This window comes from Kibdelosporangium aridum (assembly GCF_900176515.1).
Lineage (GTDB): Bacteria > Actinomycetota > Actinomycetes > Mycobacteriales > Pseudonocardiaceae > Kibdelosporangium > Kibdelosporangium aridum.
On record NZ_FWXV01000003.1, the window covers coordinates 842,380 to 864,308 of the forward strand.

Consider the following 21,929-nt stretch of genomic DNA (forward strand, 5'->3'; position numbering starts at 1 on the left):
TCAGGGTTGGCACCCCGACAACCACTCATGAGGATATTCAGGTCAGCGACGCATGAAGGGTGGGACGTCCACCTCGTCGTCCGGGTCGTCGGTCACCGGGACCGCACGACTGGGCAGGTGCCCGCGGCCCTCCAAGCCGGTCGCCCGCGGACCGGGCAGGCTCGTCGGACGCTCGACCGGACGCGGCGACGCGTACTGAGTCGGCGCCTGCTGCGGCGTGGCCGGCGGGGTGTACGTGGTCGTCGGCGGAGTCGGTGGCTGGGGCTGAACCGCCGGTGCCGGTTGCGGCTTCGGTTCCGGCGAGGGCTGCGGTGCCGGCCGCGCGACCTGACCTGCCTCGGCCGTGGCCGTCGGCGGGTTGGCAGGTGTACGCGAGGCGACCACTTGCGGGTCCAGCTTCTTGTGGGTGGGCGTGCCACCGTCGAAGCCGGCCGCGATCACCGTCACCCGGACCTCGTCGCCGAGCGAGTCGTCGATCACCGTTCCGAAGATGATGTTGGCTTCCGGGTGTGCCGACTCCTGCACCAGCGATGCGGCCTCGTTGATCTCGAACAGGCCGAGGTCCGAGCCACCCGCGATCGCCAGCAGCACGCCGTGTGCGCCGTCCATCGAGGCTTCCAGCAGCGGCGAGTTGATCGCCTTCTGTGCCGCCTGAATCGCCCGGCCCTCACCGCGCGCCGAGCCGATACCCATCAACGCCGAGCCCGCGCCGGACATCACGCTCTTGACGTCGGCGAAGTCCAGGTTGATCAGACCGGGGGTGGTGATCAGGTCGGTGATGCCCTGGACACCGGACAGCAGCACCTCGTCCGCCGAGCGGAACGCGTCCATCAGGCTCACGCCGACGTCGCCGAGCTGCAGCAGCCGGTCGTTCGGGATCACGATCAGGGTGTCGCACTCGTTGCGCAGCTCGGTGATGCCCTCTTCGGCCTGCCGCGCGCGGCGCTTGCCCTCGAAGGAGAACGGCCGCGTGACGACACCGATCGTCAGCGCGCCGAGCTTGCGCGCGACCGACGCGACGACAGGCGCGCCACCGGTTCCGGTACCACCGCCTTCGCCCGCGGTCACGAACACCATGTCGGCGCCCTTGAGGACTTCCTCGATCTCCTCGCGGTGGTCCTCGGCGGCCTTGTGGCCGACCTCAGGATTGGCACCGGCACCGAGGCCACGGGTCAGTTCGCGGCCGATGTCGAGCTTGACGTCGGCGTCCGACATCAACAGGGCCTGCGCGTCGGTGTTCACCGCGATGAACTCGACGCCCTTCAGGCCGACCTCGATCATCCGGTTGACCGCGTTGACCCCGCCGCCGCCGATACCGACGACCTTGATCACCGCCAAGTAGTTGTGCGGGGGCGTCATCGGTTCCGCCTTCCTCCAGTCATAGGTTCACACGTGGTTCACGCCGTTTTGCGTCCGGCGGCCACGCAAACCCTCAACCTCAACCAGAGATTCAGAGTCATGTCAACCCCGTACGTCCTCAACCGTGGACGGTAAAGACGGATCGTGCTCGGGTCCAGCAGCCACGCCGTGTGTGACGCATGCGATCACCCGGCAGCACCAAAAATACCGGGATTTCCATGGATCCGCTGTCGCCGGATCTCACTAGTCAAGACACCGTCGGTAAATCCGGGGCAGCTACGTCGTACACCTTGCCCGGCCGGGTCAGCAAGGCCGCCAGCACCATCGCCTTGCGCTCGGAATCCTCCGCGTTGCCCCACTTCACCAATTGGCCCGTGGTGAGGCGCAGCTGCACGTCGCCCGGGGTCTTGGCGGCCAGCGTGACCACCCGTTCCTTGAGCTGTGGCGGAATCCTGCCGAGTACGTCGACGACCGCACGGGTCACCGGGTCACCGGTGCCCAGTGTGGCGACCTCGATCGACGGAAGTCCAGCCGGCGCTTGGGGGACGACAGCGTAGTCGGCTCCGGTCGCGTCGACCATGTGCGCGCCGTCGGCGAGCTTGGCGTACGCCACCGGAGTCCGTTCGGTGATGATGATCTCCACGGTACTCGGCCACGACCGCTCGACACTGACCTTCGCCACGCGTGGCAAAGTGGCGACCCGGTCAGCGATCTGGTCGGTGTCCAACCGGACCAAGGGTTTGCCCATCTCCACGGCGGCGACGGTGCGCACTTCATCCGGTGTCAGGCCTTGCGTGCCCTGCACGTCGACCGACCGCACGCCGAGCACCGGGGTGAACAAGATCACGTAGAGCACGCCGACGACGCCGAGCAACACCAGAACGACCATCCACCGGCGCATCAACGCCCGGCGGCGGGTCGGCCGCAGCAGTTCCCGCTTCTCCCTGCGCTCGCGAGCCGCCGCGCCCGCACTGCTGGCGGGGCGGCGGCTCTCGGGACGCGTGGGGGTCGTCATTGCCGGTCCAGTGCGGCAATCAGTTCAGGGCCGAGCGAGGTGACGTCACCGGCACCCATGGTCAGCACCAGATCCCCGTCCTTGGCCAAGGAGGCGACCAGTCCGGGCACCTTGTCGAACGCGGGCTCGTAGTGCACCTGCTCCTTGGGCAGCGGAACAGCGTCGGAGATCAGCGCGCCGCTGACGCCGGGCTCCGGGGCTTCCCGCGCGCCGAACACGTCCAGCACCACCACTTCGTCGGCCAGCGCGAGCGCCTCGCCGAACTCCTTGGCGAACATCCGGGTCCGCGAGTAGAGGTGCGGCTGGAACACGACAAGCACCCGTCCATCCGCGGCCGCCGGGCGCACGGCTCGCAGCTGTGCGGCGACCTCCGTCGGGTGGTGGGCGTAGTCGTCGTAGACGCGAACACCGCGGGAACGGCCCTTGAACTCGAACCGCCTGCGCACGCCACCGAAAGCGGCGATGCCGCCCAACAAGCCCTCAAGCTCTGCGCCGAGTTCGAGCCCGGCAAGCAAGGCGGCAAGCCCGTTGAGGGCCATGTGCTCGCCCGGGACCGCGACCCCAACCTCAATCTCCCTGCCCTCCAAGGAGATCACCGCGCGACCCGCGCCGTCGACCGGGTCGTACGACAGCAACTTGGCTGAGTCATCGCCGTCCGCGTTGCGGCCGTAGCGCCGTACGCGCAGGCCACGCGCTTGCGCCCGCTCCGCGAGCGCGACCGCGCCAGGGTCGTCCGCACACACGATGAGCACGCCGTCCGGGTTCAGTCGGTCCACAAAGGACTCGAAGACCGCCGCGTACGCCTCCGGAGTGCCGTGGTGGTCAAGGTGATCGGCCTCGACGTTGGTCACGACCGCGACCGTCGGCGAGAACACCAGGAACGAGCCGTCGCTCTCGTCCGCCTCAGCGACGAAGATCCCACCGGAGCCCTGGTGCGCGTTCGCGCCGGACTCGTTGAGGTCGCCACCGATCGCGAACGACGGGTCGAGCCTGCAGTGTTGCAACGCGACAGTCAGCATCGACGTGGTCGACGTTTTGCCGTGCGTACCGGCGATGCACGCGACCCGGTGGCCGACCATCAGGCCTGCCAACGCCTCCGAGCGGTGCAGCACGGTGATGCCCCGCCGCCGTGCCTCGACCAGCTCGGGGTTGTCCTCTTTGATCGCCGTGGAGACGACGACCGCGGTTGGCCCGTCCGGCAACAGGTCGAGGTTCTCGGCGGCTTGGCCGACCGCGATCTTCGCGCCCTGTGCGCGCAGTGCGAGGAAAGTCCGCGAGTCCTTGGCGTCCGAACCGGACACTTGCAGGCCACGGGCGAGCAGGATCCGCGCGATACCGCTCATCCCGGCGCCACCGACGCCGACCAGATGCGCCCGCTCCAGCACGGCGGGGGTGGTGATGGTGTTCACTTGCGCACCACGTCCAGCACCATCTTGGCCAGCACGTCCGCGGCCGAGCCGTGCCCGGTGCTCTGTGCGGCGGTCCCCATCGCGGAGAGCCTGCGTGGGTTGGTCAGCAACGGCAGCAGGACCTCCCTGAGCTTGTCCGGGCTCAGTTCGTTGTCCGGGATCATGATCGCGCCACCCGCGGTCACCTGGGGCCGGCAGTTGAACGCCTGCTCCCCGTTGCCGATGGGCAGCGGCACGTACACCGCGGGCAGTCCGACAGCTGAAACCTCGGCAACGGTCATCGCACCGGAACGGCACAACACCGCGTCGGCCGCCGCGTAGGCGAGGTCCATGCGCTCCAGGTACGGCACAGGAACGTACGGCGGTGCGCCCGGGATCTGCTGGACCGCCAACGTGTTCTTCGCGCCGTGCGCGTGCAACACGCCGATCCCGGCCCTGGCGAACTCGCTCGCCAGCGGCGCCACCGCGTTGTTGATCGACGCCGCGCCCTGCGAACCACCGAACACCAGCAGCGTCGGCGCGTGCGGGTGCAGCCGGAAGAACCGGCGCGCCTCGTCACGCAAAGCCTGGCGGTCCAGATCGGTGATCGACTGCCGCAACGGGATCCCGATCACCTCGGCGTTCGGCAGGCCCGAGTCCGGCACGGCGGCGGCGACCCTTGCCGCGTACCGGGCGCCGACTTTGTTCGCCATTCCGGTGCGGGCGTTCGCCTCGTGCACCACGATCGGCAGACGGCCACGCGCGGCCAAGTACGCGGGCAACGACACGTACCCGCCGAAGCCCACCACGACGTCCGCGCCGACCCGGTCGAGCACCGCACGGGTCTGCTTGATCGCCCGGCGCACGTTCAGCGGCAGCTTCAGCAGGTCCATCGTGGGCTTACGCGGCATCGGCACCGGCGGGATCATCTCCAGCTGGTAGCCGCGGGCCGGCACGATCTTGCCCTCGAGGCCGCGGGGCGTGCCCAGCGCGACGACCCGGGCATCCGGCCGGGCACGCCTCACCGCGTCGGCCAACGCGAGTGCCGGTTCGATGTGCCCGGCCGTGCCCCCACCGGCCACCACGACACACGGTCCCTGGTTAATGACGTCCTCCTTCGTCCGCACGGGGATGGCCAGCGCGGCCGCGTGCCGAACGCCTGTGTTCCCGACGGTGTTCCGGAACCGGAACGCTGCGACGAGTCCTGCGGCGCTCGTGCAGCTGGCGCTCCGCCGTGCCTGCCCGCCGGGAAGCCGGTTCACGGCGTCCGGCCGCTCGTGGCGGCGTGGACGGCCGCGCCGGCTTGCGCTTCTGCGGCGGGTTGTACACGTCGGGGGCGGGCAGCTTCATGAGCCGGCCGAACCGACCTGGTCCCTGCGAGCGTAGTGCGGCCACGGATTCGGGTTCATGGCGAGCACAGTTAGCGAGGATCCCGAACACGAACATGGTCACCACGATCGAGCTGCCACCGGCGGAAATCATCGGCAACGTGATCCCGGTGACGGGCAGCAGGCCCACCACGTAGGCGATGTTGATCGCGGCCTGGCCGACCAGCCACACCGTCAGCGTGGCGGCCACCATCCGGATCCACGGGTCGATGTTGCGGGCGGCGATCCGCAGGCCGACCACGGCGAGCATGGCGAAGAGCCCCAGCACCAACGCGCAGCCCAAGAACCCCAGCTCCTCGCCGATCAGCGCGAAGATGAAGTCGTTATGCACGTTGGGCAAGTACTCCCATTTCGACTGGCCCTGCCCGAGGCCCTTGCCGAACAGCCCGCCGTCGGCGAGCGCGTACTTGGCCTGCAGCGCCTGGTGTCCCTTGCCGGTCGGGTCGGCATCCGGGTTGAGGAACGTCAGCACGCGGTCGAGCCGGTATGCCTCGTTGAGCGACAGCACCACGACACCGGCGACACCGCCGATCGTGGCGGCGCCGAACAGGCGCATCGGGGCGCCGGCGAACCACAGCAACGCGAACAGAACGACGATCAACGTGACCGTGCCGCCGAGGTCGGGCTGCATCATGACCAGCGCGAACATCAGCAACGCCACGGGCACCAGCGGCACGAGCAGATGCCGGTACTGGTGCAGCAACGCCTTCTTCTGCACCATCACGTGCGCGCCCCACAGCACCAGCGCGAGCTTGGCGACCTCGATGGGCTGGAACGAGACCGGGCCGACCACGAACCAGCTGGTCGTGCCGTTGATCGTCTTGCCGACCAGCAGAACGAGCACCAGCAGGCCGAAGCACACCGCCAGTGCGGGCGCGGCGAACTGCCGCATCAGCCGCAGCGGCATCCGGACCGCGATCCAGAACGCGACCGCGCCGATCACCACGAACAGCAGCTGCTTTTTGAAGACCGTGTAGACCGAAGACGAACCGGAGTCCAGCGAGACGACCGAGCTCGCGGACAACACCATCACCAGGCCGAGCACGGTCAGCAGACCGAACACCGCGAGCACCAGGTGGAAGCTGGCCAGCGGACGGCCGAGCCACGCCGTCAGCAGGGTGAACAGGCTGGTGCGCTTGCGGCGGTCGGCTCTGGCGCGCTTACGGTCCTCCGGTGTGAGGGTGGCTGTCATGACAATGCCTCCCCGTCACACCGATGCCTGGACTGCTTTCGTGAACATCTCGCCGCGGTGCGCATAGCTGGTGAACATGTCGTGCGACTTCGCAGCAGGCGCCAGCAGTACGACGTCACCGGGGCGTGCCAGTTCACGGGCCGCGCGTACCACTGCAGTCATGACCCCATCGTCTCGTGAATCCAACCGCGTGATGGGGACCTCGGGCGCGTGTCGCCCGAGTGCTTGCGCGAAAACATCCTGATCAGCGCCCAGCAGAACGACGCCGCGCAGCCGGCCGGCCACGCTCGCGACGAATTCGTCGATGTCGGCGCCGTGCAGCTCACCACCGGCGATCCAGACGACGTGCTCGTACGCGGTCAGCGATCCCGCGGCCGCGTGGGTGTTGGTGGCCTTGGAGTCGTTGACGTAACGGACTCCGTCGATCTCGCCGACTAGTTGGACCCGATGGGGCTGGGGTTGGTAGGTACGGAAACCCTCACGGACCGCTTCCGGGCTCACCCCGTACGACCTGGCAAGTGCCGCTGCGGCAAGGGCGTTGCTCACGTTGTGCAGGCCAGGCGGACGGACTTCGTCGACAGGGCACAACCGCGTGCCGTCGTCCACCAGCCACCCGTCGATCACGCCGAACCTGTTGGGGCCCGGCTCTCCGACTGTGAAACCTATGCCACTGGAACGATTCCCTTGGCTGGCCAGCTGGACCGACCACTCGTCGTCCGCGTTGTAGATCCGGGTTTTCGCGCCCCGGTAGATCTTGGCCTTGGCGGAGGCGTACTCCTCGAACGAGCCGTGCCACTCGATGTGGTCCTCGGCCAGGTTGAGCACGACGGCGGCGTCCACCGCGAGGGATGTCTGCCAGTGCAGCTGGTAGCTGGACAGCTCGACGGCCAGCACCTCATAGCCCGCCCGGATCGCGTCGATCACCGGAAGACCGATGTTCCCGCAGGCCACGGCCTTCACCCCGGCCGCGCGCAGGATCGACTCCAGCATGCTGACGGTCGTGGTCTTGCCGTCCGTTCCGGTCAACGCGAGCCAGGTCTGCCCCGACGACAGCCGCCAGGCAAGCTCGACGTCGCCGATGACCTCGATACCCGCCTCGGCCGCGGCCACGTGCAACGCACTGACCGGCTTCCAGCCCGGGGTGGTCACCACCAGATCCGTGCCTTCGGGCGGCGCCGTCAGCCCTGGCCGGGCAAGGTCTCCGAACTCCTTGAGGGCTTCGGGCTTGCCGTCGGTGACGGTGACCTTGGCGCCGAGTTCGACCAGCGCGGCCACGACCGACCGCCCGGTCAACCCGCCGCCGACGACCAGGACGTCCCGCCCGGCGAAATCAGCCCGCGCCACTTGCCGCCAGCCATTCGCTGTAGAACAGGCCGAGCCCGAACATCGCGCACACGCCGCCGAGCAGCCAGAACCGGATGATCACAGTGGTCTCCGCCCACCCGGCCAGCTCGAAGTGGTGGTGGAACGGCGCCATCCGGAAAACGCGTTTCTTGGTCAGCTGGAAAACCCCGATCTGCACGATCACCGACATCATCTCCACCACGAAGATGCCACCGATCACGATCATCAGCAGCTCGGTGCGGGTCATCATGGACAGCCCGGCGACCAGGCCGCCGAGCGCCAGCGAACCGGTGTCACCCATGAAGATCTTGGCCGGTGCGGCGTTCCACCACAGGAAGCCGATGCACGCGCCCATCGCCGCGGCGGCCACGATCGCGAGGTCGAGCGGGTCCCGCGTCTCGTAGCAGGCCGGGCCCAGCACCGCGGAACAGTCGTTACGCAGCTGCCAGAAGCAGATGACCACGTACGTGCCGAACACCATCGCCGCCGACCCACCGGCCAGGCCGTCAAGGCCGTCGGTGAAGTTCACCGCGTTCGACCAGGCGCCGATGATGCCGTAGCAGAACACCACGAAACCGACCGTGCCGAACGAGATGAACGAGATGTCCCTGATGAAGGACAGGTTCGGCGACGCGGGCGACAGGCCGTTCTCGTCGACGAACTGCAGCGCGAGGATGGCGAACGTGACACCGACGACCAGCTGGCCGACCAGCTTGGCCGTCTTGTTCAGGCCGAGGTTGCGCTGCTTGCGGATCTTGATGAAGTCGTCGAGGAAGCCGACCAGGCCCAGCCCGGTGGTCAGCATCATCACCAGCCAGCCGGACGCGGTCGGCGACTCGTCCCGGCCCATCAGCATGTTCACGCCGTAGGAGCCGAGGTAGCCGACCCACATGGCGACCATGATCGCCACGCCGCCCATGGTCGGGGTGCCGCGCTTGGACTTGTGGCCCTGCGGGCCTTCCTCGCGGATCTCCTGCCCGAAGCCCTGCCTGGAGAACAGCTTGATCAGGTAGGGCGTGAACAGGATGGAGATCACCAGCGCGATCGCGCCGGCGATACCGATGCCAATCACTTGAGCCCCTCCAGTGGTTCAGTCTCCCGGAGGGCATCGGCGAGCCAGACGGAGATCACTCCGCATCCTCCAGCAAGGCGTCGGCGACCCGCCACAAGGCCGCGGACTTCGAGGCCTTGACGAGTACCACGTCACCAGGTCGCAGTTCTGACCGAAGCAATGCGACGGCCGCGTCGACGTCCGGCACCAGCACGGACTCCTCTCCCCATGAGCCTTCGAGGTGGGCGCCTTGGTGCATCGCCCGCGCGTCGTCCCCCACCACCACAAGGCGGTTGATGTCCAGCCGGACCGCGAGCCTGCCGATCTCGTCGTGCGCGGTCACGTGCTCGGCGCCGAGGTCGGCCATTGTTCCCAGCACCGCCCAGGTGCGGCGGTTTCCCTGCCTGGCGATCTCGACGACGCTCTTCAGCGCGGCACGGACCGACTCGGGGTTGGCGTTGTAGGAGTCGTTGACGAACGTCACGCCATCCGACCTGGTGGTGACCTCCATCCGGCGCGCGGACATGCGCTTGGCCTGCGAGAGCCGCGCGGCCACCTCGTCGGGCGTCGCACCGAGCTGCAGCGCGACGGCCGCGGCGGAGAGGGCGTTGCCCACGTGGTGCGCGCCGTGCAGCGTCAGCTTGACGTCGGCGTCGCCCTGGGGCGTCACGAGCCGGAAGCTCGCCCGCGCTTCGGCGTCCAGCACGACGTCCTCGGCCCGGATCTGCGCGTCGGCGCTCTCGCCGACCAGCACGACCTGGGCCTTCGTCCGCGAGGCCATGGCCCGCACCAGCGGATCGTCCGCGTTGAGCACGGCGACGCCGTCCTGCGGCAGCGCCTCGGCGAGTTCGCCCTTGGCCTTGGCGATCTCGTCCTTGGAGGCGTAGTTGCCGATGTGCGCGGTGCCGACGTTGATCACCACACCGATCTTCGGCGGCGCCACCTCGGTCAGGTCCCGGATGTGGCCCATGCCGCGGGCGGACAGTTCGAGCACCAGGTACTTGGTCTGCTCGTCGGCCCGCAACACGGTCCACGGGTGGCCCAGTTCGCTGTTGAACGAGCCCGGCGGCGCCACTGTCGGCCCCATCGGCTCGACGAGCTGGGCGATCAGGTCCTTGGTCGAGGTCTTGCCGGACGAACCGGTGACGCCGACGATCGTCAGGTCAGGCAGGCGGTCCACGACATAGCGGGCGAGGGCTGCCAAGCCGGCGAGAACCGCGGCACCAGAGCCGTCCTTGTCACCGATCAGCGCGAACGAGCCGTGGTTCGCCTCGGTCACCGGCGGAACGATCACCGCGGGCGCGTCGATCTCGCGGGCCGCGAGCGTCAGCCGTGCACCTGAGGACTTGGCGAAGTCGTGCCCGTCGACCTTCACCCCCGGCAGTGCCACGAACAGGCCGTCCGGCGAGACCTCGCGGGAGTCGAACTCGACCGAACCGGTCACGACCACGTCGGGGTCGACGTTGTGCAGTCTGCCGCCGACTGCCTCGGCGATCTGTCCAGCGGTCAACGGGATCACAGAACCACCTCACGGATCGCGGCCGAGAGCTCGTCCCGGTCGGAGAACGGATGCACGATGCCGGCTATCTCCTGGCCGGTCTCATGCCCCTTGCCCGCGATCACGACCGCGTCGCCGGGCTGGGCCTCGGTGACCGCGGCGATGATCGCCGCACGCCGGTCACCGATCTCGCGCACGTCACCACGGCCGTCGGCGGCCATGGCTCCGGCGATCATCGCTTCGCGGATCTCGGCAGGGTCCTCGCTGCGCGGGTTGTCGTCGGTCACGATCAACAACTCGCTGCGGGTCGCCGCCTCCCGGCCCATCAACGGGCGCTTCGCCGCGTCACGGTCACCGCCACAACCGAGGACCGTGATCACACGGCCCGTGGTCCGCGCCCGGATCGCGTCCAATGCGAGGGCGACCGCCTCCGGCTTGTGCGAGTAGTCGACGACGGCCGTGAACTGCTGGCCCAACGCGACACGTTCCATCCGGCCGGGAACCTGAACCTCGTTCAGTCCCGCGGCGATCGCGTCCGGCTCGACTCCGGCCACGGTCAGGCACGCGGCGGCCAGCAACGCGTTGGCGACGTTGAACGTGCCCGGCATCGGCAGGGTCACCGTGAACTGGACGCCCGGGCCGCGCACGGTGAACGTCTGCTCACCGTCGATCGAGGACGTGATGCCGTCGGCCGTCCAATCGGCGCCGTGCTGGGTGGACACGGTGACGGTGTCCGGCTTGACCAGGCGGGCGCCCCACTCGCCGTCGGTGTTGACCACTTCCTTGGTCGACCGGCCGTCGAACAGCAACGCCTTGGCCTGGAAGTAGTCCTCCATGTCCCGGTGGAAGTCCAGGTGGTCCTGCGAGAGGTTGGTGAACGCGCCGACCGAGAACCGCGTTCCGCCGACCCGGCCCAAGGACAAGGCGTGGCTGGAGACCTCCATCGGCACGTGCGTGACGCCTTTTTCGACCATCACCGCGAACAGTGCCTGCAGGTCGGGCGCCTCGGGCGTGGTGAACGCACTGGCCAGGCGCTCGCCGGCGATCCGCGTCTCCACGGTGCCGACCAGGCCGGTGGTGTGTCCGGCGGCCCGCAGGCCCGCTTCGAGCATGTAAGTAGTAGTGGTCTTGCCTGACGTACCCGTCACGCCGAGCACCGACAGGCGCAGCGACGGCTCGCCGTAGATCCATGCGGCGATCGACCCGAGCACGCCACGCGGGTCCTTATGAACAAGCACTGGAACGTCGACGTCCGCCAGCTGGCTCGCGCCCGCGCGGTCGGTGAGGATCGCCACGGCACCGGCGGCCACCGCGTCACGGGCGAACTGCGCTCCGTGCACGCGGGCGCCCGGCAGCGCGGCGAACAGGTCACCGGCCTGGGCATGCTGGGCACGCAAGGTGGCGCCAGTGACCATCCCGTCCAGATCACCATGGGCGGGGTGTGCGTCCGCACGTGCCACCAGGGTGGTCAATGGGACGGGTTCTGTTTTGGCAGGGCGGGGCGGCGCGTTCACAGCCTTGCCCTCGAGCTTCGCGGGCACGCGCGAGAGGCTACCTTCGCCCGTTCGGCCGTCACCCGGCGGTGCTCGATCTTGCCCCGCGCGAAGGCGTGGTAGGCGGGAGACGGGTTCACTTCGCACCAGCGGAATTCGCCATGCGCGGATCACATCACGGCTCGGCGAACGCATCAGAAGCGGGACTGGACCGGCGATCCGGGCTAGTTCAGCGTCAGCGGGACGACCGGCGCCTGCTCGGCCGACAGCGGCAAGTTGAAGCGCTGGGCCAGGTAGGACGCGATGTCGTGGAACAGCGGCGCGGCCGTCTTGCCGAATTCGGCCCCGAAGTAGTCCGGCCGGTCGATCATGATGCCGACCACGAACCTCGGGTTGTCCGCGGGCAGGATGCCCGCGAACGTGATCGTGTGCAGTGTCGTGCTGTACTTGCCGGTCGCCGGGTCGATCTGCTGTCCCGTGCCGGTTTTGCCGGAAATCTGAAAGCCGGTGAGCGCCGCCTGCGGGCCCGTGCCGCTCTGGTTGTTGGGCGCCTTCTGCATGACCGCACGGAACATGTTGCGCACCGTGGTCGCGGTCTGCTCGCTGACCACGCGGACACCTTCGGGCCGCGGTTCGTCGTGCTTGATGCCGTCACGGTCGATTGTGGACTTGATGATCCGCGGCGAGACGCGCACGCCGTTGTTGGCGATGGTCTGGTACATCCCGGCCATCTGCAGCACGGTCATCGAAAGGCCCTGGCCGATCGGCAGGTTGCCGAACGTCGAGCCGGACCACTGCTTGCGCTCCGGCACCGAGCCCGGGCTCTCACCGGGCAGGCCGACGCCGGTCTTCTGGCCGAGGCCGAACTTCTTGAGCATGTCGGCGTAGCGGTCCTGGCCGACCTGCTCGGCCAGCATCAGCGTGCCCACGTTGGAGGACTTGGCGAAGATGCCTGTGGTGGTCATCGTCAGCGGGCCGTGCGGCCACGCGTCCTCGATGACCCGGTCGGCGACCTTGTGCGAGCCGAGGACCCGGTGGGTGTCCTCGGGTTTGGTGAGACCGTCCTCGATCGCCGCGGCCGCGGTCACGATCTTGTTCACCGAACCCGGCTCGTACGGCGTCGTCACCGCCGGGTTGCCGGTGGCCTGTGGGTTGCTGTATCCGTTGGGGCCCTTGGGTGCCGCCGGGTCGAAGCTCTTGTCGTTGGCCAGCGCGTACACCTCGCCGGTGTGCGCGTCCATCACGACAGCGGCCCCGCCTTTCGCGCGGTTCTGCGCGACGTACGCGGAAAGCTTCTGCTGGACGTCGTACTGCACGTCGGCATCGATCGTCAGCTCGATGTCCGAGCCGTCTTTCGCTTGCCGCACATTGCGTTCCGTGCCCGGGATGACCACGCCGTCGGTGCCTTCAGCGGTGTCCACGGTCTGCTTGCCCGGTTCACCGGCGAGTTCGGAGTCCCGGTCGTTCTCCATCCCGAACAGGCCGTGCACGTTGTGCTTGCTCCGGTCCTTGTCGTCGCTGCGCCAGTTCGCGTAGCCGAGGATGTTGGACGCCAGCGTGCCGCCCGGGTACTCCCGGCGGGACTGCACCTCGGAGATGATCTCCTTGTACTTCTTGCGGATCTCGCGTTCCTGCGCGGGCAGCACGTCACGTGCCAGCGTGCTGTAGCCGTCCGACCGCATCTTGGTGAGCAGGTCGTTCTCGTCGACCTTGTCGCCGAGCACGGACTTGATCTTGGCAGCGATCTCCTTGATCCGGGTCTCGTAGTCGATCTTGTTCTTCTCGTAGTCCTTGCGCACCACCGTCGGCGCCCAGAACAACGCGCGGGTCTCCACGCTGAACGCGAGCTTCACCCCGTTGCGGTCGATGATGTCGCCCCGCTTGGCCGGGATGGTGTTCGTGACCGCGCGCTGCTTGTCCGCGCGGACCGCCAGCGCCTCGGCCTCGATCCCCTGTACCTGGATCAGCCGCACGCCCGCCGCGATCAACGCGGCGATCAGCACGAACCGCACGGTGACGATCCGCAGCCGGGGATTGGCCGCGACCCGCTTGCGCCGCAACATCGGCCCCCGCTTCGGCTGGGGCTTGCGGGCAGGCGGGCGCGCGGGCTTGCCGACCGGCCGGTGGTGCACGGTCTGCCGGGCCGGTGGCTTGGGCTTCGGGATCGACTTGCCCGATTTGCCGTATCCCGCCTTGCCCTGGGGTGGCTTGCGCTTCGGGCCGCCCTGCTGCTGTTTGCGGAGCGAGGGCGGAACCCACTCGTCCCTTTCCATCAGCCGTTACCGCCAGGAGTGGCCGGTGGCGCGGGCGGCGGTGGCGGGGTCACCGGCTTGGGATCACCCATCACGGTCACCTTGCCGTCCGGTCCGACGACCAGCCGGGACGGGTCGCCTGCCGGGATCATGCCCAGCTTGCGCGCCATGTCCGCGAGCGTGGACGCGGATTCCAGGCTGGTCACGTCCTGCTGCAGCATCTCGACCCGCTCGGCCAGCTCGGTCGCCGCCTTCTTGGCCTGGTCGAGCCGGTACGAGTCGGCGATGGCCTGCGTGGACAGCCACAGCGTGGTGATCACACCCACGACGAGCAGACCCATCACGAGCATCACGAACGAAGCCCGCGACGCGGTACCGCGCTCGTGCTTCTGCCGCTGCGGACGTGGCCGCCGCTGAACCGGCTCACCACCCGTACGGCCTTCGCGCTGCGCGCGGCGCGCGTACGCCTTCTCCGCCGCGGCGGTGCGCGGGCGTCTTTGAGTCCGTGACGGCGCTTCGGTCGTCTCCGGCGTTGCCGTGGCCGCTTCCGCTTCGGCCTTACGACGAGACTGCGACGAGCGGCCGCGCGAGGATGACCTGCCTACCCTTGCCGGTGCGGTCATGACGCCTCCCTGATCCGTTCCGCCGCCCGCAGCCGTACTGGCGCCGCGCGTGGGTTGTGTTCGGTCTCTGCTTCGTCCGCCTGCTCGGCTCCCCTGGTGAGCAGGCGCACCTGCGGGCCGTGGCCCGGCAGTTCCACCGGCAGCCCTTCCGGTGTGGTCGATTTGGCCAGCTCCGCGAACGCGCGCTTGACCAGCCGGTCCTCCAGCGACTGGTAGGACTCCACGACGATCCGGCCGCCGACCTTCAGCCGCGACAGCGCCGCGGGCATCGCCCGGCGCAGGACCTCGAGTTCGCCGTTGACCTCGATGCGCAGCGCCTGGAACGTGCGCTTCGCCGGATGCCCGCCAGTCCGGCGGCTCGCCGCGGGCACAGCGTTATAGAGCAGCTGCACCAACCGCTCGCTCGTGCTGAACGGCTCGCGCTGCCGTTCAGCGGCAACGGCTTTGGCGATCTTGCCGGCGAACCGTTCCTCGCCGTAGTCCCGCAGGATTCGCGCGAGATCACGCACGTCGTAGGTGTTCAGCACGTCCGCCGCGGTGATCCCTGTGCTCTGGTCCATCCGCATGTCCAGCGGGGCGTCCTTGGCGTACGCGAAACCCCGGTCGGCCTCGTCGAGCTGCATCGACGACACCCCGAGGTCGAACAGCACGCCGTCCACTGCGGCGATGCCGAGTTCGTCGAGGACGTCCGGCAGCTCGTCGTACACGGCGTGCACGAGGTGGATGCGATCCGCGTACGGCGCCAACCGCTCGCGGGACAGCGCGAGCGCGTTGGGGTCACGGTCGAGTCCGACCAAGGTCAGCTGGGGGTGTGCTTGGAGCAACGCTTCCGAGTGGCCGCCGAGCCCGAGGGTGGCGTCCACCGCGATCGCCGGACGGCCTTCCAGCGCCGGGGCGAGCAACGCGAGGACCCGCTCCAGCAGCACGGGTACGTGCCGCGGGTTCTCGCGCGTCATGGTTCTCGACCCCTCTACAGGTACCGCTCGACATTCGTCCTAGAGAAAGCAGATGCCGTCAGGTCCCAGCCCGGAGAAGCGAACCTGGCGCCGGGGAAGGTGCGCCAGGGTCGATCGCCACCGGGCCGAGGCCTCACGGCATCCCGCGATCTGCTCTAGAAGAATCCGGGCAGTACCTCCTCCCGCGCCTGCGCGTAGCTGTCCTCGTGCTCGTCCAGATATGCCTGCCAGGCCTGGGCGTCCCAGATCTCCAGCCGGGTGATCGCGCCGATCACCACGCACTCCTTGGTCAGCCCGGCGTAGCGCCGCAGCTCAGGCGCGATCGCGATCCGTCCCTGGCCATCGGGCCGCTGTTCGTCTGTTCCGGCGAACAGGTACCGCTGGTAGGCACGTACCGCCTCGTTCGTCAGCGGGGCGGCGGCGACCTTCCGGGCCATTTCCTCGAACTCCGCACGGGGGAAGACGTAGAGGCAGTGATCCTGACCCTTCGTGACCATCAAGCCCCCCGCGAGGGCGTCGCGGAACTTCGCCGGCAGCGTCAGCCTCCCCTTGTCGTCCATTTTCGGGGTGTGGGTACCGAGGAACATCGGTTCACCACCTCCCCACCAGCCCTGCGGACCGGCCATGGGACACCCTTCTGCCCCACTTGCGGCCACAGTACCCCACTTTTCACCACAGTCAACGCGGATCTGTCCCGGATAACCCGGTCGATGGACACGTTTTCGCAGGTGACGCAGGTGGGGGACGGGTGGGGCGAGCGCGCCGCCTCCCTCGGCACGGGGATGCTTATCCGCTGTTGGAGAAGGTGTTCAGAAGTCCACAGTGGGCAATCACGGGCCACTTGGACGGCCCGGTGGGTGAAAGTGGGGGCACCGGTGGGGGCCGAGCCCACTCGGCCCGGTTCGGGTGATGACTGACGGTGATCGTCGGTATTGATCACCGCATTGATCACTGGGCGTGAAATGCCCCGGGCGAATGGCCTGATCGTGCCCTGTCCGGCGGCTGTCTATCCGCTGTCCGAATGGGCTGTGACGGCCTTCGGAGCCGTGTGAACATCCAGAATGGCAGCAACCTCGTCGCCGCAGGTGCGTCCAAGGGGGCACGGAGGAGAAGGAAGTAGGGCCTTTGTCGCCAACTGCCCTGCACGTCGAGGGCGTCTTGCCGGATACTGATACTGAGAATGACAACCCCGGGCGACTTCGCCCTGGTTTGACACCACTCGTGTCAAGCTGTGCCGCCCTTGTTCGCCTGATCAGGCGAGCCAGATGAAGTGAACAGGGCGCTGGCATCGCATCGGTGGGATCTGGGAGAGCACCACCGAGGAGCATCAGGAGGTCGAGTGACGTCTTCTACCCCGTCCGCCGCGTTGCCTGGGCACCCCTACGGAGGCAACGGTGCTGGGCCCGACCCCTATGCACCCCAGCCCACCAATGGGACGAGTCCCAGCCCGACGCCGCGCGCAACCACGGGTAAGGCGCTCGATGAGGTTCATGCCACAGCCCAGCGCATCGCCGCGAACGTCGAACGGGTGCTGGTCGGCAAGCCGGACGTGGTGCGGATCGCACTGGTCACGCTGCTCGCCGAAGGACATCTGCTGGTCGAGGACGTGCCGGGGGTCGGGAAGACATCGCTGGCCAAGGCGCTGGCCAAGTCCATCGACTGTTCGGTCTCCCGGTTGCAGTTCACGCCCGACCTGCTGCCGAGCGACGTGACCGGCGTGTCGATCTTCAACCGGCAGACCACCAACTTCGAGTTCCGGCCCGGCCCGGTGTTCTCCAACATCGTGGTCGGCGACGAGATCAACCGGGCCTCGCCGAAGACCCAGTCCGCGCTGCTGGAGTGCATGGAAGAGCACCAGGTCACGGTGGACGGCAACACGTACCGGCTGGAGTCGCCGTTCATGGTGATCGCGACCCAGAACCCGATCGAGATGGAAGGCACGTACGCGCTGCCCGAAGCGCAGCGCGACCGCTTCACCGCGCGCGTGTCGATCGGTTACCCGGACCCGAACGCCGAACTGGCGATGGTGGACGAGCACGCGGGCCACGACCCGCTCGCCACACTGCAGCCAGTGTCCGACGCCGCGCAGGTGCGCACGCTCGTCGAGGCCGTGCGCACTGTGCACATCGCGCCCGAGGTCAGGCGGTACGCGGTCGATCTCGTCTCCGCGACACGGCGGCTACCGGAGATCCGTCTCGGTGCTTCGCCACGATCGACGCTGCACCTGGTACGCGCCGCGCGTGCGCAGGCGGCGCTGGCTGGCCGTGACTTCGTTGTGCCCGACGACATGCATGCGGTCGCTGTGCCTGTGCTCGCCCACCGTCTCGTGCTCACCGCGGAGGCCCAGGCCGCGCGCCGGTCGCCCGCGGACATGATCCGGGGGTTGTTGCAGCGCGTGCCCGTCCCGCAGGGCGTCGACCCAGCCGCACAATGGGTCTCCGACGTGCGCGGGAACAGGCAGTAACGATGGGTGGTCCGCTGGCGGGCATGACCACTCGTGGCCGGTGCCTGCTGGCCGCCGGGCTGGCCGCTGCCCTGTGCTCGTTCGTGCTCAACGAACGCGATCTGCTGCGAGTCTCCGTTTTCGTGGTCGCGATGCCGTTGCTGGTCTGCTTCCTGGCCGGCCGGTCCCGCGTCGGCCTGCGTACCGAACGGCACATCAATCCGATGCGGACGCCCGTCGGCGGGCGCGCGGAGGTGTCACTGAACGTCTGGAGCACTGGCCGTCTGCCCACCGGTGGGCTGCTGCTGCAGGACGGCGTGCCGTACACGCTGGGTGGCAGGCCGCGGTTCGTGATCGAGCACCTGCCGCGCAACAACGGCATCCAGCTTCGATACACAGTGGAACCGACGATGCGCGGTGTTCAGCACCTGGGACCGTTGCGCGCCAAGGTAACCGATCCGTTCGGTTTGTCCGAATTTGATCGTGAGCTCGCCGGTGTGACACGCCTGATCGTCGTCCCCAGGGTCATCCCGTTGATCGGCATGCCAGGTGGGTCGGGCATGGGCGCGGGCGAGGACGGCTCGGTCCGGTTGTCCGCTGGTCAAGGCGAGGACGACGCTGTCGTCCGGCCGTACCGCCAAGGCGACGACCTCCGCAAGGTGCACTGGCGCTCAACCGCTCACCGCGACGAGATGATGGTCCGTGTCGAGGAGCGCCCATGGCGCGGCGGCACGACCGTATTGCTTGACCACCGCGAGCACGCGCACAAAGGCAGCGGCCCGACGTCCAGCATGGAGTGGGCGGTCTCGATGGCCGCGAGCGTCAGCCTGCACCTGCTACGCAACGGCCACCGCGTGCGGCTGGTCTCGGAGGACGGCAGGCCGATCGCGCCGGAGAGCGCGGACGGCATCCACAGTGACTTCCTTGTGCTGGACTCGCTTGCCGCGCTGCAGGCGTCGCACCAGAAGGAGATCGCCATCGCCGGCGACCCCGGCCAAGGCCAGGAGCTGGTCGCGATCCTCGGTTCGGTCGACCCCGAGTCGGTCGACCAGTTGATCCGTTACCGGCCACGGGCCAGCCGCAGCCTGGCGATCCTGATGGACACCCGGGCATGGACGACCAAGGACGACACTTCGGCCCTCGACCCGGACGCGGCGGCGACGCTGCTCAACACGGCCGGCTGGAGCACCGTCATCGCCAAGCCTGACGTCCCGATGCACCAGGTCTGGAACAACTTGTGCCGCGCCAGCCAGAACCGTGGCGCGATGCACGCGAGTGGATGGTCCTGATGGTCTACACCCCGTCCCGGCCGACAGCGCCGCCGACACAGCCACCTCAGCCGCGCACGATCCAACGCGCCCCCGAGCAGCCGTCGAACAACGTCACCCCCGTGTTCGCCGCGATCACGACGCTGTGCGCGTCGACCGCGCTGTCCGGCGTGATCGAAGGCAGCGTGTGGCTCGGCCACGCGGCCGTGGCGATCATCGTCATCGCCGGGACCGGGATCGGCCTGCGCGCGATGCGTTTCCCGATCCTGCTGATCGGCCTCGCGCAGCTGTTCGCGCTGATGTGCCTGGTGGTCGCACTGTTCACGACCGAGGGCGTGCTCGGCTTCCTGCCAGGTCCCAAGGCGGTCGAACAGATCGGTGACGTCTTACGGGACGCGGTCACGGTGGTGCAGACCGGGGTTCCACCGGTGGAACCCACCACACCGATCCTCTGTCTCGTCGTGATCGCGATCGGCCTGGTCGCGGTGCTCGTCGACTCGCTCGCCGTGGCCGCGGGCACGCCGGCCGCCAGCGGCCTGGTGCTGCTGTGCGTGTACGCGGTCCCCGCCTCGCTCGCCGACGAAATGCTGCCGTGGTGGTCGTTCGTGCTGGGCGCCGGTTCGTACGCCGTGCTCCTCGCGGTCGACGGGACGCACCGCCATCAGGTGTGGCGTGGCCGCTCACCGCGTTCCAGCTCCAGCGGCGGGAACAACGCGACCGCGCCCGTCACGCTCGTGTCGGTCGCTGTTGTGCTTGCCCTGATCGTTGGTGCGGTCTTCACGCCGGTCGGCACGGTCGGGCAGCTGCCCGGCAACGTCGGCGCGGGCGGACTCGCCTCGGGCGGGTTCTCGCTCAAGGCGTTCACCAAGCTGCGCGGAATGCTGGACCAAAAGGGCAACCAGGAGATGTTCCGCATCCGGGGGCTGACCGACGACCGGCGATACCTGCGGGCGACGACGCTGAAGGCGTACATCGCCAACGAGGGCTGGGACCTCGGGCCGGGCATGCCCAACGGAAGGTCGCTGAACACCGAGCTGCCGCTCGAACCCGGGCGCAGCCCCAACGGCGAGACCACCAGGGTGGAGATCGAGCCGGTCAACTCGGAGGACAACTGGGCGCCGGTGTACCCGTCGCCGCGGCTGATCGAAGGCCTGCCCGCGGACGCCAGGTTCGACGAACTGAGCGGCGCGGTCTACACCCGCAGGCCACGGAAGTTCAACACGTACGTCGAATTCGTCGACCTGAACCAGCCGACCTACGAGCAGCTGCGCCAGTCGCCGAGCGCCGCGGGCGAAGTCGGCCCGCAGTACACCGAGCTGCCGCAGCTCAACCCGAGGATTACCAACCTGGCCCGTGACCTGACCGCGGGCAAGTCGAACCAGTGGGACAAAGTCCTGGCGCTGAAGGACTACTTCAACCCGAACAACGGCTTCACGTACAAGACCGAGACGGCGAGGGCAAGCAGCCAGGACGCGTTGCTCGACTTCCTGTTCAACGGCAAGACCGGGTACTGCGAGCAGTACGCGTCCGCGATGGCAGTGCTCGTGCGTGCGGCAGGCATCCCGGCCCGCGTGGCGATCGGCTACACCTCCGGGTACTCGGTGAGCGACTACCGGTCGATCACCACCCAGGACGCGCACGCATGGGTCGAGGTCTTCTTCCCGCAGTACGGCTGGGTCACCGTCGACCCGACGCCACTGACCGACGGCCGCGGCTACACCCCGCCGTACATGAACCCCCAGAGCTCCACCACCGGCCGCCTGCCGGACGGCGAAAGCACAGCCCCGACGGCCCCGGAGGAGTCGGAGAGCAGCGCGGCCCCCACGGCCCCCAACGACGACCCGTCACAGCCCGACCAGACCGCCCCAGAGGCACAAGACGAACTGGCATGGACGGGCTACACGAGCGTCGCCGCCGCAGGCGGCGCGACGGTGCTGTCGCTGCTGTTGCTCACCGGCCTAGGCGTCGCCGGACTCGGGTTGACAGGAGCGTCCCTGACAGCTCGGAAACGACGGCAGCGAACGATCCTGGTCACCATCGCGACCGTGCTGTGGTTGCTCGCAGCGGTGTTCGCGGCGGCGATCGTCAGCTGGTGGCTGGCCGTACCGCTAGGCCTGATCGGCGTGTCCCTGTTCCCAGCGCTGACTCGTTACTGGCGACGGCGAGACCGTCTGCAAACGGTGAGCAGCAACACGCCCGAAGCACCTGTCGCGGCATGGGACGAAGTGATGGCGGAATCGTGGGACCGCGGCGCAAGCGCGCCCCCGACCGACACAATCCGCATGACCGCCCGCCGCCTGGTCCGTGAGCACTCACTGGACGACTCAGGCAAGGACGGCCTACGCAAGATGGTCTCGATCCTCGAACGCTCCTGGTACGGCGGAGGCGGCACCCCCGACCCCGACCTGCCCAACGCGGTCGAGCAAGTACGGGACAGCATGAAACGCAACGCACCATTGTCCTTGCGCGCCAAGCTTTTCCCGCGCTCGGTGATGAAACCACGCAAGCCGCCGAAGGGCCGCCAGGACGACCCGCCCGCGAAGCCGTTCAAAGCAGCACCGTCGACCTGACGTTCAGGCCCCTGTCGTCCTCAGGGGCCTTGCTGTGGGCAGAAGGTACGTCTGACCAGAGTTGCCGCTGTGTGCGGCTGCCCCGCTGT

16 protein-coding genes are annotated in these 21,929 nt (G+C 68.5%); 3 read left to right on the plus strand and 13 right to left on the minus strand.

The window, feature by feature from the left end; translation table 11 throughout:
* Window positions 1-42 precede the first annotated feature (42 nt).
* The 13 genes from ftsZ to mraZ all read right to left on the minus strand — a co-directional run bounded on the left by ftsZ (window position 43) and on the right by mraZ (window position 16,146).
* Entirely contained in the window at window positions 43-1,359 is a 1,317-nt protein-coding gene (gene ftsZ, locus B9C43_RS22875) for a cell division protein FtsZ (RefSeq protein WP_084428848.1), read from the minus strand.
* A gap of 247 nt (window positions 1,360-1,606) precedes the next feature.
* Window positions 1,607-2,374 (minus strand): cell division protein FtsQ/DivIB, encoded by a 768-nt coding sequence (locus B9C43_RS22880; protein ID WP_084428849.1) that lies wholly within the window; start codon window positions 2,372-2,374, stop codon window positions 1,607-1,609.
* A complete protein-coding gene (gene murC, locus B9C43_RS22885) occupies window positions 2,371-3,717 on the minus strand; it encodes a UDP-N-acetylmuramate--L-alanine ligase (RefSeq protein WP_235038797.1) in 1,347 nt (448 codons plus the stop codon). The genes B9C43_RS22880 and murC overlap by 4 nt, the downstream gene beginning before the upstream one ends.
* A gap of 62 nt (window positions 3,718-3,779) precedes the next feature.
* Window positions 3,780-4,901: an undecaprenyldiphospho-muramoylpentapeptide beta-N-acetylglucosaminyltransferase gene (gene murG / locus B9C43_RS22890; RefSeq protein ID WP_143446538.1), complete on the minus strand. Its 1,122-nt coding sequence runs from the start codon at window positions 4,899-4,901 to the stop codon at window positions 3,780-3,782.
* Window positions 4,864-6,342, minus strand: coding sequence for a putative lipid II flippase FtsW (gene ftsW, locus B9C43_RS22895; protein ID WP_143446508.1), 1,479 nt, complete (start codon window positions 6,340-6,342; stop codon window positions 4,864-4,866). The genes murG and ftsW overlap by 38 nt, the downstream gene beginning before the upstream one ends.
* A gap of 15 nt (window positions 6,343-6,357) precedes the next feature.
* Window positions 6,358-7,686 carry a UDP-N-acetylmuramoyl-L-alanine--D-glutamate ligase gene (gene murD / locus B9C43_RS22900; protein WP_084428851.1) on the minus strand — a complete coding sequence of 443 codons (1,329 nt, stop codon included), beginning with the start codon at window positions 7,684-7,686 and terminating at the stop codon, window positions 6,358-6,360.
* Complete coding sequence (gene mraY / locus B9C43_RS22905; protein ID WP_033381661.1) at window positions 7,673-8,758, minus strand: phospho-N-acetylmuramoyl-pentapeptide-transferase; 1,086 nt, start codon at window positions 8,756-8,758, stop codon at window positions 7,673-7,675. The genes murD and mraY overlap by 14 nt, the downstream gene beginning before the upstream one ends.
* A 55-nt stretch (window positions 8,759-8,813) precedes the next feature.
* Window positions 8,814-10,256, minus strand: a complete 1,443-nt coding sequence (locus B9C43_RS22910) for a UDP-N-acetylmuramoyl-tripeptide--D-alanyl-D-alanine ligase (RefSeq protein ID WP_084428852.1) — start codon at window positions 10,254-10,256, stop codon at window positions 8,814-8,816.
* A complete protein-coding gene (locus tag B9C43_RS22915) occupies window positions 10,253-11,776 on the minus strand; it encodes a UDP-N-acetylmuramoyl-L-alanyl-D-glutamate--2,6-diaminopimelate ligase (RefSeq protein ID WP_235038770.1) in 1,524 nt (507 codons plus the stop codon). The genes B9C43_RS22910 and B9C43_RS22915 overlap by 4 nt, the downstream gene beginning before the upstream one ends.
* Window positions 11,777-11,952: 176 nt before the next feature.
* The gene (locus tag B9C43_RS22920) at window positions 11,953-13,791 is read right to left on the minus strand and encodes a peptidoglycan D,D-transpeptidase FtsI family protein (RefSeq protein WP_200825664.1); all 1,839 of its coding nucleotides are present in this window, start codon (window positions 13,789-13,791) and stop codon (window positions 11,953-11,955) included.
* 209 nt (window positions 13,792-14,000) lie between these two features.
* A complete protein-coding gene (locus B9C43_RS22925; protein ID WP_084428855.1) occupies window positions 14,001-14,603 on the minus strand; it encodes a cell division protein FtsL in 603 nt (200 codons plus the stop codon).
* Window positions 14,600-15,559, minus strand: a complete 960-nt coding sequence (rsmH, locus tag B9C43_RS22930; protein WP_084428856.1) for a 16S rRNA (cytosine(1402)-N(4))-methyltransferase RsmH — start codon at window positions 15,557-15,559, stop codon at window positions 14,600-14,602. The genes B9C43_RS22925 and rsmH overlap by 4 nt, the downstream gene beginning before the upstream one ends.
* 155 nt (window positions 15,560-15,714) lie before the next feature.
* Entirely contained in the window at window positions 15,715-16,146 is a 432-nt protein-coding gene (mraZ, locus tag B9C43_RS22935) for a division/cell wall cluster transcriptional repressor MraZ (RefSeq protein ID WP_033381665.1), read from the minus strand.
* 752 nt (window positions 16,147-16,898) lie between these two features.
* Here mraZ and B9C43_RS22940 point away from each other — a divergent pair.
* From B9C43_RS22940 to B9C43_RS22950, 3 genes are read left to right on the plus strand one after another with little or no spacing between them, the layout of a single operon-like run.
* Window positions 16,899-18,023, plus strand: a complete 1,125-nt coding sequence (locus B9C43_RS22940) for an AAA family ATPase (RefSeq protein ID WP_084428857.1) — start codon at window positions 16,899-16,901, stop codon at window positions 18,021-18,023.
* Window positions 18,024-18,025: 2 nt separating this feature from the next.
* Window positions 18,026-19,291, plus strand: coding sequence for a DUF58 domain-containing protein (locus B9C43_RS22945; protein ID WP_033381667.1), 1,266 nt, complete (start codon window positions 18,026-18,028; stop codon window positions 19,289-19,291).
* Window positions 19,291-21,840, plus strand: coding sequence for a transglutaminase TgpA family protein (locus B9C43_RS22950; RefSeq protein ID WP_084429188.1), 2,550 nt, complete (start codon window positions 19,291-19,293; stop codon window positions 21,838-21,840). Before B9C43_RS22945 ends, B9C43_RS22950 begins: the two co-directional genes overlap by 1 nt.
* Window positions 21,841-21,929: the final 89 nt, after the last annotated feature.